Consider the following 13,249-nt stretch of genomic DNA (forward strand, 5'->3'; position numbering starts at 1 on the left):
GGTCTATTCTCTATTGCTTGTTTCTAAAAGCCACCTACTGAAGGTGGCGTGTTAAGCGGGGTTATTGCTGGTGAATCAATACGCTTTCTTGCCATTGACGTGGCAGGCGACGTGCTGATTTTTCCCATGCTGAGAAGTCAGTCACTGGGTGAACATTGCTGTATTGCTCGTTTGAGATCAGCTTGTCTTGAACTGATTGAGGTAGCGTAATGTTGCTACGGATTGGACGTGCGTAACCTTCTGCTAGGTTGATTTGGCCTTGGTCGCTGAAGATGTATTCACGAGCCAACTTCGCCGCGTTCGGGTTTTGTGCGTATTTATTAATGATGGTGGTGTAACCAGAAATCACTGAGCCATCTTGTGGAATGCTGACGGTAAAGCGCTCACGGTCGATCTTGTCGCGGTAGTTCAGTGCGTTGAAGTCCCACATGATTGCCACTTCCACTTCGCCTTTTTCAAGATTCGCGATGCTTGGGTCGGTGTAAGACAGACGGCCTTGCTTCGCTAATTCACCAAAGAATTTAATCGCTGGTTTTAGGTTCGACTCGTCACCGCCATTAGCAAATGCTGCCGCTAGAATCGCGTTGTTTGCTTGCGCGGCTACACCTACGTCACCGACTGTTACTTTGTAGTCGCCTTCTAGTAGGTCACTCCAAGTTTTCGGCGCATCTTCAACAAGGTTGTTGTTGGAAATGAAAGAGATGGTGCCAGTGTAAGCCAGAGCCCAATGACCATCTTTGTCTTTTGCCCAGTCTGGAATGTCATGCCAAGTGGTTGGTTTGTATGGCTGAGTGACGTTTTTCTTCACTGCCACACGTGCGAATGCAAACCCCACATCACCGATATCTGCAGTTGCGTTTCTTTTCTCTGCTTCAAATTTCGAGATCTCTTGAGCCGAGCTCATGTCTGTATCCTGATGCTTCAAACCGTAGTTTGCTTTCAGATCAGTCCATGTGCCTTTCCAGTTTGCCCAACTGTCTGGCATACCTACACTGTAAACCGCACCCTCTTTTTGAGCGGCTTCAATCAGTGACTCAAGATCAGCATCCTTCGCCATCGCTGGCATTGAAAGTGTTGCCGTTATTAGCGTTGCGCCGATTAATTTTGCAGGTGAACCAATCAGTTTGGCTGGCGATACAGTTGAACGGCTAAGCAAAGTTTTCATTGTCTCTATCCCTCTGGACTAGGTCAGTAAGTTCGTTTTGTATGCTATAGCCGGAATGTGACGGTTTGCCGTAAGTTATTTGACAGTTCGAGTGCATTTACGTGGCAGTTATATTTCACTCATATGACAATAAGCCATTGTTTACTGTCACATTCCTGTTAACTCCATGGTTTACCTTATTAAGCACACGAACTTATGGACTAGATCAGTAATGAGAACATTGGGCACCGGGCAATCAGGGACACAGTTAGGAAGAATTAAGGCGAGTATTCGAGAGCAGCTTCAATCAGGTATCTTCATTGAAGGGCAAAAACTGCCATCAGAAAGAAACCTTAGCGAACTGTTTTCCACCACACGAATCACGCTCAAAGATGCGTTGGTGTCTCTGGAAACCGAAGGTTTGATATACCGAGAAGAGCGCCGTGGCTGGTATGTGTCACCCGAACGTGTTCGCTATAACCCATTGTCACGTTCTCACTTTCATCAAATGATTCGCGAACAACATCGTATTGCAGCAACCAAGTTGCTCAGCACCCGCACAGAAATGGCCGCAGGCGATTACGCCAAAGCATTAGAAATAGAACAGATAACCCCGATACACGTGATTGAGCGATTACGCTTTATTGATGGCAGAGCGGTGCTGTTTGTTGAAAACGTCTTAAAAGCGCCGTTGTTTGAGAAGGTGTTGTCAGAAAACCTCACCATGTCGCTGACAGGCATCTACCGAGAAAAATACGGCTACGAGACCAAACGATCGCGCTTTGATGTGATACCCACCTCTGCCCCTGCGCATGTCGCCAAGGCATTAAATTTGGCTGAGGGTCAACCGGTGCTGAAGATCTGCCGTGTGAACTACAAGCAAGATGGCGAGTTGATGGACTGCGAACTGGAATACTGGCGACCAGACTCAGTAGTGATCCACATTGATAGCATTGGCTAGTACCACATCCTCTTAATGCGGTAGCAACACAAATACAAAAACTCCGACTGATTCAGTCGGAGTTTTTTAACAATCAAACATTAAGGTGCGCGAATCATCTAGCTCATGAATCAAGCTTGAGGAACTTCCTTACCCTTGTTGAATCTGGGTTAGTGAAGAACTTCTCAGGGTTGGATTTCTCAATCAAGATGCCCTTCTCAAGGAATACCACCTGATCCGACACCTGACGCGCGAATTCCATCTCATGAGTCACCACCACCATGGTGTAACCCTCTTGCGATAGCTTCTTCATTACCAGTAACACCTCTTCGACCAATTCAGGGTCGAGCGCGGAGGTTGGCTCATCAAACAGCAATACATCCGGTTCCATCGCGAGAGCTCTGGCAATCGCGACACGTTGCTTTTGCCCACCCGATAACATGCTTGGGTAACTCTCTAGTTTGTGTGACATCCCAACCTTGTCGAGTTGCTTACGAGCCATCTCCTCGGCGTCTGATTTCGCTATCTTCTTAACATGAACCAGCGCTTCCATGACGTTTTGCAACACGGTGAGATGCGGCCATAAGTTGAAGCTTTGGAAAACCATTCCAAGACGCTCTCGAAGTTTCGCCAACTCTTTGTATTTGAGTGGCTTACCCGTTTCAGAGTTGATACCAATACGCTCATCACCCATAAAAATCGTGCCGCGCTCTGGCTGCTCTAACCAGTTCATGCAACGCAGTAGCGTCGATTTCCCCGAACCTGACGAGCCGAGAATACTCACCACATCGCCTTTGTTGATGTTGAGGTTGATGTCTCGCAGTACTTCGATGCCATCAAACTGTTTCGACAGGTTTTCAACCTTGATGATCGTCTCTCGTTCTTCCAATAGTGGCTCGCACTCAATCACTTCCAAATTCACGCCCAAAGAAGGGTTAATCGGTGCTTCCGTTTCAATAATCTCTGATTGTTTAAGCATGGCTAAGTCCTCTAAGTTCAACTTTGGTTTGGATTCGTTTGGTGATGCTTTCAAGTGCAATACTCACAACCCAGTAGAGCGCGATAGCAATGATGAACGCATTCAATGGGATGAAGTAGGTCGATTGAATGCTGTTGGCGGCCGCGGTAATTTCTGCGACGGTGATGATGCTAAGAAACGCAGTGTCTTTTAAGCAGATGATGAGTTGGTTAGTGATCAGAGGAACCGACTTACACAACACGTTGGGTGTGATGACTCGTGTGAAGGTTTTGAGTTTAGAAAAGCCATAAGCGTGCGCCGCTTCGATGTAACCAGGCTCTAACCCCTTACGAACACCTCGGAAAATCTCACAGAAATACGTACCATGATATAGGCTGAGTGCGATGATTCCCGCAGTCACTGCATCTAGTCGAATGCCAACCTGAGGCAAACCGTAATAGAGCAGATAGGCTAAAATCAGAAACGGTAAGGTGCGCATCATGCCTATCAAACTGTTGATGGTGTACTTAACACCGAGTCTCGAGTTTTCGAGACAGTACAACAAACCGATGCCAATGATGAAACTCAAGATTGAAGACGAAACAAAAAGATAAAATGTGGTCACAAATCCTGAAGCAAACAGCTCTTTTTGTTGCCAGATAATATTCCATTCTTCCATATTTACTCCTTAAACTTACCCGCTCAATAACGCATCACAAGCAGGTAAATGGTGTTTCTGACCAAGTAGCCATGACGGCTAAACTGTGGTTGTTGTTGATAGCTGTGACTGAGGTAGATTACTGATAGCCACACTTACTACTGCAGATAAGTAGCTCGGTTTTCAGCCACCGCTTGCAACTTCACCAACACGCCAATAATCAACATGTAAATGGCACCGGCACATAGAATCGGCCCAAGTGGTTCATAGGTAACCGCAGAGATTCGATTGGTGACACGAGTTAGGTCGACGATGCCGATCACCGCAATCGCTGGGCTGCCTTTGATTAAGAACGACATCTCATTGACTAGCGCAGGTAAGCTCATGATCACCATCTGTGGGAACATGATGCGGCGAAAATAAGTGATACGTCTCATACCAATGGCTTCTGCCGCTTCCATTTGTCCTTTTGAAAAGTTAAGAAAGGCATTGCGCCAAATCTCTGCATTGAATGCCGATGTATTGAGTGTGAGAGCTAAAATGGCAGAAACGTGTTTATTTAAATTGATGCCAAATGACGGAAAAGAAAGGAAAATAAACAGAGCCAGTGTCACCAAAGGCGTTGCTCGTGCCCAGCTGACATAGATACCCAGCATTTGATCCACAAACGGGATTTTCATCATTCGAATTAAAGCAATGACTAGCCCGATGACGACACCTAATACAATCGAGACTGCCGATATCCATGCCGTAGCCCACGCGCCCTGTAGCAACTGTTCCCAAGCGTAATAATCCATAAACGACCTCTTTGATAAGCGACTTCTTTCGATAGGTTTTGCGCAAATGACTCATGGGTTAAACCGCTTTGAACCCATTGGCATGGACACAAACAGCCGTTAACTGTTTGTGTCAGCGCATGCTTATCCATCTATTGGACTGCTGTTAGCTTGTGATACTGCTCAATGGAAGTGATGGCCTCTGAAGGCAGTTGGTCGAACGACTCACCGAACCACTTCTTCTGCAACTCCGCCATTTTTCCTGTTTGCTCTAGGTGCAGGAAAAACTCCGTTAGGTATGCCAAAAGCTCAGGGTTCTCTTTAGGAACAGGCCAGCTCACGAAACCAGGACCAGACACCGCCTCGCCTTTTTTGAACACCTTCGACTTGGATTTCACCACCTCGTTAACGGAAACGACGCTGTTGATCACGTAGTCTATTCGGCCGATTGCCAAGTCGGAATACGCTTCTGGGTAGGATTGATACTGCACCACTTTACCCAAAGACTTGCCTTGTGCTTCGAGCATCACTTCGAGCTCTGGAAGCCTTTCTAGCAAAGCACTGCCCGCTTGTAAGCCCACTGTTTTTCCATCTAAATCGGCTACCGTATTAATATCTTCCGCGTCAGCTCTGGTTAAGAAGTAATGCTGCGCTGAAGCGATAGGTGGAGTGAAATCAAAGGCCTTCAAGCGAGCATCGGTAATGATCGCGCCAGTTAACGCCACATCATATTGACCCGCAGATACCGAAGCGAGTAGTCCTGTCCAAGGTAAGATCTCTTGTTCGATATCGAACTTCGAATATTCACGTAACTCATCAAGCAAATCTTTGTTAATCCCCGCAGGCTTACCGCGGTCGATATAGTTGAATGGAGAGTAGTTGTCTTCTGTCGCCACTTTCATGAAGCCTTGCTTTTCGATGGCTGCAAGCTCCGATGCTTGTGCGACTCCAAAACAACCCAGTACAACTGTCGCTGCCGCTGTTGAAACCCATGCCTTCATCGTCATTCCCTGTTTCATACGCTTTCCTTATCGAGATTATTTGCCTGCCTTTACTTTATGAACGGAATGCATCGGAGACGTAGAGCCAATTTAATTTTCAGGTTGGGACAGAACGATTTTCTAGTTTGGGACAACGTAATTTTCGGGGTTGAGAGAGAGCAAAACACACTCTTAAAACATCAATATGAACTCTGGCGCATTTCTTGCTCTTTTATACAAATTGGACTGAGGTTCACTGAGAATAAGGACTGTATCTCATGGCGATAAATCACAATTGTTTCATCGAGTTTGATTCCAAAAGAAGCCTGCAAGAACAAGTACGTAGCTATTTGGTGACGGCGATATTGAATGGTATTTTTCCGGCTGAACAAGCGCTTCCTTCTTGTCGTAAGCTGTCTAGCCAATTGGGTGTTTCACGCAATACTGTCTCCTTGGTGTACGACAGTTTGCTCGACGATGGCTACCTCATCAGTAAGCCTCGCAGTGGTTATTACCTTTCAGAAAAGTATGAAAACCCGAGTGATACTATCGACGCGAGTTTGGATCATTTTGAATCAGCCGACAGCGACAATGCACCGGATTGGAGCAAACGCGTTAAGCTGCAATTGGGCCAATACCCACGCATCGTCAAACCCTCGCATTGGAGTTGTTACCAATACCCATTTATTTTTGGCCAACCCTCTATCAATGACTTCCCATTAGCTCAATGGCGAGAAGCGACAAGAAAGGTCACCTCAGACCCACATGATCACCGCTGGCTTTGCGACAAGGTCGATAAAGACGTCGACATGCTGGTCGAACAGATACGCACAAGGGTGCTCCCACAGCGCGGTATTCATGCCCAAAGTGATGAGATCCTCATAACCTTAGGTTCGCAGAATGCGCTGTATTTGATTTCGACTTTGCTCATGAACCATCAGAGTCGAGTCGGAGTCGAGAACCCCGGCTACAAAGAAGCGAATCACATCTTCAATCTCTCTGGCGCGCAGTTACACCCGCATCAAGTGGATGAACAAGGATTGAGATTCAATGAGCACTCTTCACTGTGTGATCACTTCTATGTCACGCCTAGCCATCAAGCTCCAACCGGCGTCACCATGAGTGACGAGCGTCGAACTCAGTTACTGGAAATGGCCAAAACCAATGATGCGGTAATTATCGAAGATGACTATGACGCCGAGTGTAACGTGGAGTGGAACCCTAAACCCGCGCTAAAAGCCAGTGACAAAGAAGGACGTGTCATCTACGTCAGCAGCTTCTCTAAGCTATTAGCACCCGGCTTGAGATTAGGCTACATCGTGGCACCTGAAGAGTTGATCTACGATCTTAGAATACTGCGTCGCTTGATGTATCGACACGCACCAAGCCGCGTTCAGATGGAAGTGGCGCACTTTATTGAACAAGGCTACTACGACAGCTTTGTGAGGCGCTTTAGGGAAAACACACGCCAGCGCTGGAAGCTGATCAACGATGCGGTCTTGAAGTACCTACCTGACTGCAAGCGACTGGCTCAAAGCGAGCAGGCCAACTCTCTGTGGCTACAAACGCCCAGCCACATCAATAGCCAGCGTTTAGCTTCACGAGCCGCCCAAAAGGGCATATTGATTGAGACAGGCTATTCACACTTTATGACGAATACCGAAACGGAATCGGGTTGTGAAGCATTGTCAGAATATGACCCCAATTCCTATTTTCGATTGGGCTTTCACGCCATCGACAAAGATCTGATCGCACCCGGTATCAAAGAGCTGTCAGAGGTGATGAAGATCTAGCATCACTTAAGAGCAGTTTGACCAGACTGATTTAGTGAAAGAACGTAAAAAGAGCATCAATCGATGCTCTTTTTCGACTATACCTAACCAATTGGAAGCTAGACACTCAAAAGCCAAGCACTCAGGAAAAATAAGCACTTTGAAAAGAACGGGGAATCCTTTGCCAAAGTGCCTTGGTTGCTGTGCTAGCTATCTTATTGAAGAATTAAGAAGCAAGTTCAAACAACACTTCATCAATGATCTTAACGCCTTTCTTTATCTCGCTTGGCTGAATAACCAAAGGTGGCGCAACGTGAATGCGGTTATTCACAATGAAGGTCAACAGGCCTCGCTTGGTCAATTGCGCTTTCAATTGCCCCATTTTTTCATTGCTCAAAGGTGTTTTACTTTCACGATCTTCCACCAGCTCTACAGCCCAGAACATCCCTTTGCCGCGCACATCACCAATCATAGGGTGCAACTCTTGAAGGCTCAGTAGAAGCGGCCCTAAAACGCTGTTACCGACGTTATCAGCGTGTGTGACAATGCCCTCTTGCTCCATCACATCGAGCGTTGCAACGATAGAAGCCATCGCCAAAGGGTGACCAGAGTACGTTAAGCCGCCCATAAAGAAGTTTGACTTAAAGTACTCAACGATCGGTTCGCTGACCACCACGCCACCAGCCGGCACATAACCCGAGTTCACCCCTTTCGCGAAAGTAATCAGATCCGGCACTACATTAAAGTGCTCAAACGCAAACCACTTACCCGTGCGGCCAAAGCCGACCATGACTTCATCGAATATCAACTGAATGCCATGTTTGGTTGCCAGCTCACGCACGCCGATAAGGTAATCTTTGGGCGGAATGAGAAAACCAGCCGTTCCCGGAATCGTCTCTAGGATAATCGCCGCAATCGCCGTTGGTCCTTCGCATTCAATCACTCGCTCTAAATGCTGCAGGGCACGCTCACTCTCTTCTGCCTCAGTCGCCGCGTTGAATTCGCTTCGATAGAGAAATGGATTGAAGAAGTGAACGTGTCCACGGCTATACTCGTTTGGAATTCGACGAAAATCCCCCGTCGCAGCAATAGCAGTACCTGTATTGCCATGGTAAGAACGGTAAGCAGATAGCACCTTGTCGCGCCCTGTGAATTGTCGCGCCATGCGAATCGCATTTTCGTTGGCATCTGCCCCTGCATTGGTAAAGAACACCTTCTTAAACGAGCTTGGCGCTTTCGACAAGATACGCTTAGCCGCCAAACCACGAGTGAGGTTGGCGGTCGCAGGGGCAACGGTCACTAATGAATCAGCCTGATCTTTAATCGCTTTGATCACTTGTGGATGCTGATGACCAATGTTGGTGTTAACCAGTTGGCTACTAAAATCAAGGTATTCTTTACCTTCGTAGTCCCACATTTTGCATCCTTGCCCACCCGCAATGGCGATAGGCTCCGCTGCTTCTTGAATCGACCAAGAATGAAATACGCTCTTGTCGAGGTCGATAATATCTTGGTTCACAAGCTGTTCTGTTGATACTTCCATTTCATCGTCTCCATTAACAACACTAGATTCACAGCCGCTCGTGCTTGGCTCGTCTTCGAGAATGAAAGACACAAAACACGACATTGAAAAGGCTGCGCTATCGGATGGAATAATCTTCATCCCAAACAGGGCGGAGGTCATAGTGTCAGTTTCAACAAAACATTGGGCCAGTACATCAGCCCAAGTCTCATCCCCGATCCAACAAACTGCCTGACCCAATCCAATCGTCGATCTGGCTCTATTCAAAACTCTTAGGTGTGAATAGATTGAAAGGCAGACGAGACAGGTCTCATCGAACGCTAATTAACGCAGCAGCAATATCAAAAGCAAAGAGGTGAGCAAGAGTGGAATTAGGATTAGCGATGACATTGATTCTGTTTGCAGGAGTAGTTCGAGGCTATTCAGGATTTGGGTTTGCGATTATCGTAGCGCTTTCCCTCAGCTTTATTGTTCCACCATTGCAAGCGGTAACCATCGCTATCTTGTTGGACTTTTTAAGTGCCTTTCCTCTGCTCAAGCGAAGTAAAACCACCATCAATATCCGGCTTATTGCGCCGCTGTGTATTGGCATGTTGGTTGCGGTGCCTTTCTCGCTGTATTTCATTAGCACGATATCGGAATCAGGCTTGAAGGCCTTTATCGCGATGATGTCTTTGGTCGCTGGCACGCTGATTATTTTGGACTTACGCCTCACTTGGTTGCACCAACGACACGCGTTTTGGGCGGGAGCCATTTCGGGGTTTAGCATGACCACCGCTTCTTCAGGAGGTCCGCCATTAGTGACGTATTTGATGAACCTGACCATTAAAACCAGTGAACAGAGAGCCACCGCGATTGTGTTTTTTCTGCTGAGTTCAGCGATTTCACTGATCGGCTTCATATGGATTGGCGCATTTAACCAAGAATCGTTCATCACAGGTTTATGGCTATTACCGGCAGCTTTGATTGGCAATGTACTGGGGCAAAAACTGTATCTATCAGTACCGAACTTGTCTGCAAAAACAACGACCGCGCCGATTTTGATCGGCATGGCACTACTTATGTTAATTTCAAATTAGAAGGATGTATTTATGGATAAGATAGCGTTCATTACAGGGGCAACCTCTGGTTTCGGCAAAGCGGCAGCAAAACGTTTCGCAGAAGATAACTGGTCGTTAGTGCTGTCTGGTCGTCGAATCGAAAGGCTACTCGACCTAAAGGAAGAATTAACGGTGCCTGTGCATGTAATTCAACTCGACGTTCGAGACGCAGACGCCGTAAAACAAGCCATTGATTCATTACCCGCTGAATTTTCATCGATTACCGCATTGGTCAATAATGCTGGGTTAGCTTTGGCACCAGAAGGCGCGCCTGATGTGGACTTGAAAGACTGGCACACTATGATCGATACCAATGTCACAGGCTTGGTTAATGTTACTCATGCGCTGTTGCCTACGTTAATTAAAAAAGGCGCAGGAAGCTCAATCATCAATGTTGGGTCAATCGCCGGACAGTGGCCTTACCCAGGAAGCCATGTGTATGGTGCCAGCAAAGCGTTCGTAAAGCAGTTCAGTTACAACCTACGTTGTGACTTACAAGGCACAGGGGTACGAGTGACTGACCTCTCCCCTGGTATTGCAGAAACGGAATTTACTCTTGTAAGAACTAAAGGTAACCAGACGGCTTCAGACAACCTTTACCAAGGCACTACACCGTTGTCAGCAGAGGATATTGCCGAGCAGATGTTTTATATCGCAACCTTGCCAGATCACATCAACATTAACCGAGTCGAAGTGATGCCGACACGTCAAGCATGGTCTGCGTTCGCAATCGATAGAGATTAAGTTCAAACCGACACATACAAAAAAGGTGGTCTTTTCAGGCCACCTTTATCATTTCTTTCACACGATACTTCAAATAAAACCAACGGCATAAAAGACTATGTCTAATTCGCCTCATTACTCTTTTAATGAAAGTAAGATTAGAGATACTCAACTAAACAATTTGCTGCTCATGTTCTTTGTTTGATTCCGTCTCTTTCGACAAGAAACTCGCTACGATCTCTCTCAGTTTGCCTTGGTTAACCGGTTTAGGTAAAAACTCATCCATGCCTACATCGAAGCACAAATGCTTGTCTCGCTGCACGACGTTGGCCGTCAGCGCAATGATTGGAATATGCTTTGCAGCCCCTTCTTCGAGCGCTCGGATCTGCTTGGTCGCTTCGAAGCCATCGAGAACCGGCATCTGACAATCCATAAAAATCATCTCGTATTCGTTGGCTTTGAATTTCTCGACACCAATTTCACCGTTGTCGGCAATATCAACCTCAAAGCCAAGCTTCTTGAGCATCATCTTGGCGACTTGTTGGTTTACTCGCGAGTCTTCAACAACTAAAACTGTACCACTAAATTCTCCGGCAACTGCGACAGGTTTTGACTCTGCTTGAATTGGAGCTTGTTTATCGGCTGGTGTGGCGTTTACAGAGACAATGGGAGCATCTTTAACAACCGCTGCAGGTTTACTTAACGGCACAGGTTCATTATCTTTAAACGCAACCTCTCCTCTGTTCGGATAGGTAAAGACTGAAGTATCAGCCGCTCTCGCGAGTACCTCACTGATGGTCCATTTAAGCTGATTATCTTGGTAAGGACGCGCAATGTAGGCAACAAAACCGACTTGTTTAGCACGAGCTTCATCTTGCTTTCTAGGGTCAGCAGAGATCATCACTAACTTGGGACACTCGCTACCAAAGCGTTCAACTAAGCTTCTCGCCAGTTGAAAGCCATCAACGGACGGCATTGCTTTGTCTATCAGAACGAGATCATAAGGTGATGACTTAGCCACAGACTCTGAAACCAACTCTAACGCTTGGTTTGCCGTTTCACAGCACTCAGACTTAACGCCAAAGGATTGAAGCTGTGTAGACGTTATACGCATGTTCAGCTGGCTATCATCCACAAGCAGAACCGAAACCTTATTGAAATCGATATTGCTTTCATCGGCTTCTAAACACGGGTCAAAGTCAGCCGTAAAATAGAAGGTACTGCCTTTACCTTCAACACTGGTGAGTTCAAGCTTGCTGCCCATCAATGTCACTATCTTCTCGCATATTGTTAGACCAAGCCCTGTGCCTCCATAAATACGTGTAGTACTGCCGTCGGCTTGTTGAAACTTATCGAACACCGATTTCTGTTTGTCTTCTGCAATACCGATACCGCTGTCGACAACCTCGAACCTCACTCTGAGTTTTTGCTCAGGCTCAACCACCTCTTCCAAACGAAGCGAGAGCGTGACGTGGCCATGCTCGGTAAATTTAATCGCGTTGCCTACTAAGTTATTTAGGACTTGTCTTAGTTGAGTACCGTCGCCAATCACCATGGTTGGGATCTTAGGGTCGATCGCTAATTGGAATCGAAGCCCTTTCTGTTCGGCTTTCACTCGAAAGGTTGATTCAACGTCGGCCGCAATGCCCATCATTTTCATCGGCTCTTGCTGAAGCTCTAGTCGCCCCGCTTCGATCTTCGAGTAATCGAGAATGTCGTTGATTAAGTCGAGCAACGTAAGCGAAGAGGTGTTGAGCATGTTGATGTACTCTTTTTGCTCTTTCGGCATATCCATTTCAGAGAGCAAAGACGACAACCCGATAATCCCATTCATTGGTGTACGGATTTCGTGACTCATATTGGCAAGGAATTCACTTTTATTACGGTTGGCCACCTCAGCAACATCTTTAGCTTTTTCCAGCTCTTGATATTGTTGACGAATACGTTCTACCGATCGGTTATAGCTACTCTCTAGAGTCGATATCTCATCTTTGTAAGTAGAGTGAGTTGGCGTTATAAAGCGCGGTTTGTTGTCTTCGACCTGTTGTTGGTTGATTTGGGAAGACATAGTCATCAAACGTTTTACGACAAGACGATAGACGATGGTTAAACATACGAGAGACAACAAGAAGATTTTAACGGCTTCGAAGGCGAGCAACAATAACACTCGTTCTTCAAAGTCATCTAGGATCATGCTCAAGTCTGATTGCACCGTGAGCGTCGCCAACGGGAAGTCTGTGCCGCCCATCTGGTGCACCATTTCCCAAGACTGAGAATAAGATTGGCCTTCGGTCTTTTGACCTAACTCTAGAATTTTTTCATCGGGACTTTCGATAAGAAGGTAACTGACCGAAGGGAGGCGAGAGATGCCTTCGGCTTGCACAAACAATTGCTCTCGATCTTCAACCCACAAACTTGCCGTTAAACCAGAAAGGTAGCCAGCCTTGACCTGCTCGATCTGAGAGCTGATAAAAGAAACTCGACTTTGGTACTCTACATACAACCCGAGACCTGTCACTATAACTGTGAATAAGGTACTGATCGCTATTATCATCCCGATCAACTGTCGGGAGAGTCCAACGTAGCGTTTTCCTTTTGTCACCATACACAAATTACCATTATTGTTATCCTAGCAAACTACAATTACTCAACTAGTATAATAGTAGTCATTCATCA

11 protein-coding genes are annotated in these 13,249 nt (G+C 46.5%); 4 read left to right on the plus strand and 7 right to left on the minus strand.

Annotated features, from left to right (window positions below; translation table 11 throughout):
• Window positions 1-61 precede the first annotated feature (61 nt).
• Window positions 62-1,165, minus strand: a complete 1,104-nt coding sequence (locus tag A136_RS07665; protein ID WP_017065128.1) for an ABC transporter substrate-binding protein — start codon at window positions 1,163-1,165, stop codon at window positions 62-64.
• Between the two features lie 211 nt (window positions 1,166-1,376).
• Here A136_RS07665 and A136_RS07670 point away from each other — a divergent pair, with 211 nt between their 5' ends.
• Entirely contained in the window at window positions 1,377-2,105 is a 729-nt protein-coding gene (locus A136_RS07670) for a UTRA domain-containing protein (protein ID WP_017065129.1), read from the plus strand.
• 103 nt (window positions 2,106-2,208) lie between these two features.
• Here the strand turns inward: A136_RS07670 and A136_RS07675 are convergent, their stop codons facing one another.
• From A136_RS07675 to A136_RS07690, 4 genes are all read right to left on the minus strand, one after another.
• Window positions 2,209-3,063 (minus strand): amino acid ABC transporter ATP-binding protein, encoded by an 855-nt coding sequence (locus A136_RS07675; RefSeq protein WP_017065130.1) that lies wholly within the window; start codon window positions 3,061-3,063, stop codon window positions 2,209-2,211.
• A complete protein-coding gene (locus A136_RS07680) occupies window positions 3,056-3,721 on the minus strand; it encodes an amino acid ABC transporter permease (protein ID WP_017065131.1) in 666 nt (221 codons plus the stop codon). The genes A136_RS07675 and A136_RS07680 overlap by 8 nt, the downstream gene beginning before the upstream one ends.
• Window positions 3,722-3,858: 137 nt before the next feature.
• Window positions 3,859-4,497, minus strand: a complete 639-nt coding sequence (locus tag A136_RS07685; RefSeq protein ID WP_017065132.1) for an amino acid ABC transporter permease — start codon at window positions 4,495-4,497, stop codon at window positions 3,859-3,861.
• Window positions 4,498-4,628: 131 nt separating this feature from the next.
• Window positions 4,629-5,495: a transporter substrate-binding domain-containing protein gene (locus A136_RS07690; protein WP_017065133.1), complete on the minus strand. Its 867-nt coding sequence runs from the start codon at window positions 5,493-5,495 to the stop codon at window positions 4,629-4,631.
• 239 nt (window positions 5,496-5,734) lie between these two features.
• Here A136_RS07690 and A136_RS07695 point away from each other — a divergent pair, with 239 nt between their 5' ends.
• The gene (locus A136_RS07695; protein WP_017065134.1) at window positions 5,735-7,249 is read left to right on the plus strand and encodes a PLP-dependent aminotransferase family protein; all 1,515 of its coding nucleotides are present in this window, start codon (window positions 5,735-5,737) and stop codon (window positions 7,247-7,249) included.
• Between the two features lie 205 nt (window positions 7,250-7,454).
• On the opposite strand, the gene A136_RS07700 is transcribed toward A136_RS07695, so the two are convergent.
• Window positions 7,455-8,771, minus strand: a complete 1,317-nt coding sequence (locus A136_RS07700) for an aspartate aminotransferase family protein (protein WP_017065135.1) — start codon at window positions 8,769-8,771, stop codon at window positions 7,455-7,457.
• A gap of 362 nt (window positions 8,772-9,133) precedes the next feature.
• Between A136_RS07700 and A136_RS07705 the strand changes: the two genes are divergently transcribed.
• Window positions 9,134-9,829: a sulfite exporter TauE/SafE family protein gene (locus tag A136_RS07705; RefSeq protein ID WP_017061223.1), complete on the plus strand. Its 696-nt coding sequence runs from the start codon at window positions 9,134-9,136 to the stop codon at window positions 9,827-9,829.
• A 12-nt stretch (window positions 9,830-9,841) separates the two neighbouring features.
• The gene (locus A136_RS07710; RefSeq protein ID WP_017061222.1) at window positions 9,842-10,594 is read left to right on the plus strand and encodes an SDR family NAD(P)-dependent oxidoreductase; all 753 of its coding nucleotides are present in this window, start codon (window positions 9,842-9,844) and stop codon (window positions 10,592-10,594) included.
• Window positions 10,595-10,745: 151 nt separating this feature from the next.
• On the opposite strand, the gene A136_RS07715 is transcribed toward A136_RS07710, so the two are convergent.
• Window positions 10,746-13,178 carry a response regulator gene (locus tag A136_RS07715; RefSeq protein WP_017065136.1) on the minus strand — a complete coding sequence of 811 codons (2,433 nt, stop codon included), beginning with the start codon at window positions 13,176-13,178 and terminating at the stop codon, window positions 10,746-10,748.
• Between the last annotated feature and the right edge of the window lie 71 nt (window positions 13,179-13,249).

It is taken from the genome of Vibrio crassostreae 9ZC13, assembly GCF_000272045.2.
Taxonomy (GTDB): Bacteria; Pseudomonadota; Gammaproteobacteria; order Enterobacterales; family Vibrionaceae; genus Vibrio; species Vibrio crassostreae_C.

What these genes read in the sequence shown, in the direction of transcription:
- A136_RS07680 (WP_017065131.1), bottom strand. Translation starts at nt 3,721, where the DNA reads ATGGAAGAATGGAATATTATCTGGCAACAAAAAGAGCTGTTTGCTTCA.
- A136_RS07695 (WP_017065134.1), top strand. Translation starts at nt 5,735, where the DNA reads ATGGCGATAAATCACAATTGTTTCATCGAGTTTGATTCCAAAAGAAGC.
- A136_RS07685 (WP_017065132.1), bottom strand. Translation starts at nt 4,497, where the DNA reads ATGGATTATTACGCTTGGGAACAGTTGCTACAGGGCGCGTGGGCTACG.
- A136_RS07690 (WP_017065133.1), bottom strand. Translation starts at nt 5,495, where the DNA reads ATGAAACAGGGAATGACGATGAAGGCATGGGTTTCAACAGCGGCAGCG.
- A136_RS07700 (WP_017065135.1), bottom strand. Translation starts at nt 8,771, where the DNA reads ATGGAAGTATCAACAGAACAGCTTGTGAACCAAGATATTATCGACCTC.
- A136_RS07715 (WP_017065136.1), bottom strand. Translation starts at nt 13,178, where the DNA reads ATGGTGACAAAAGGAAAACGCTACGTTGGACTCTCCCGACAGTTGATC.
- A136_RS07705 (WP_017061223.1), top strand. Translation starts at nt 9,134, where the DNA reads ATGACATTGATTCTGTTTGCAGGAGTAGTTCGAGGCTATTCAGGATTT.
- A136_RS07670 (WP_017065129.1), top strand. Translation starts at nt 1,377, where the DNA reads ATGAGAACATTGGGCACCGGGCAATCAGGGACACAGTTAGGAAGAATT.
- A136_RS07665 (WP_017065128.1), bottom strand. Translation starts at nt 1,165, where the DNA reads ATGAAAACTTTGCTTAGCCGTTCAACTGTATCGCCAGCCAAACTGATT.
- A136_RS07675 (WP_017065130.1), bottom strand. Translation starts at nt 3,063, where the DNA reads ATGCTTAAACAATCAGAGATTATTGAAACGGAAGCACCGATTAACCCT.
- A136_RS07710 (WP_017061222.1), top strand. Translation starts at nt 9,842, where the DNA reads ATGGATAAGATAGCGTTCATTACAGGGGCAACCTCTGGTTTCGGCAAA.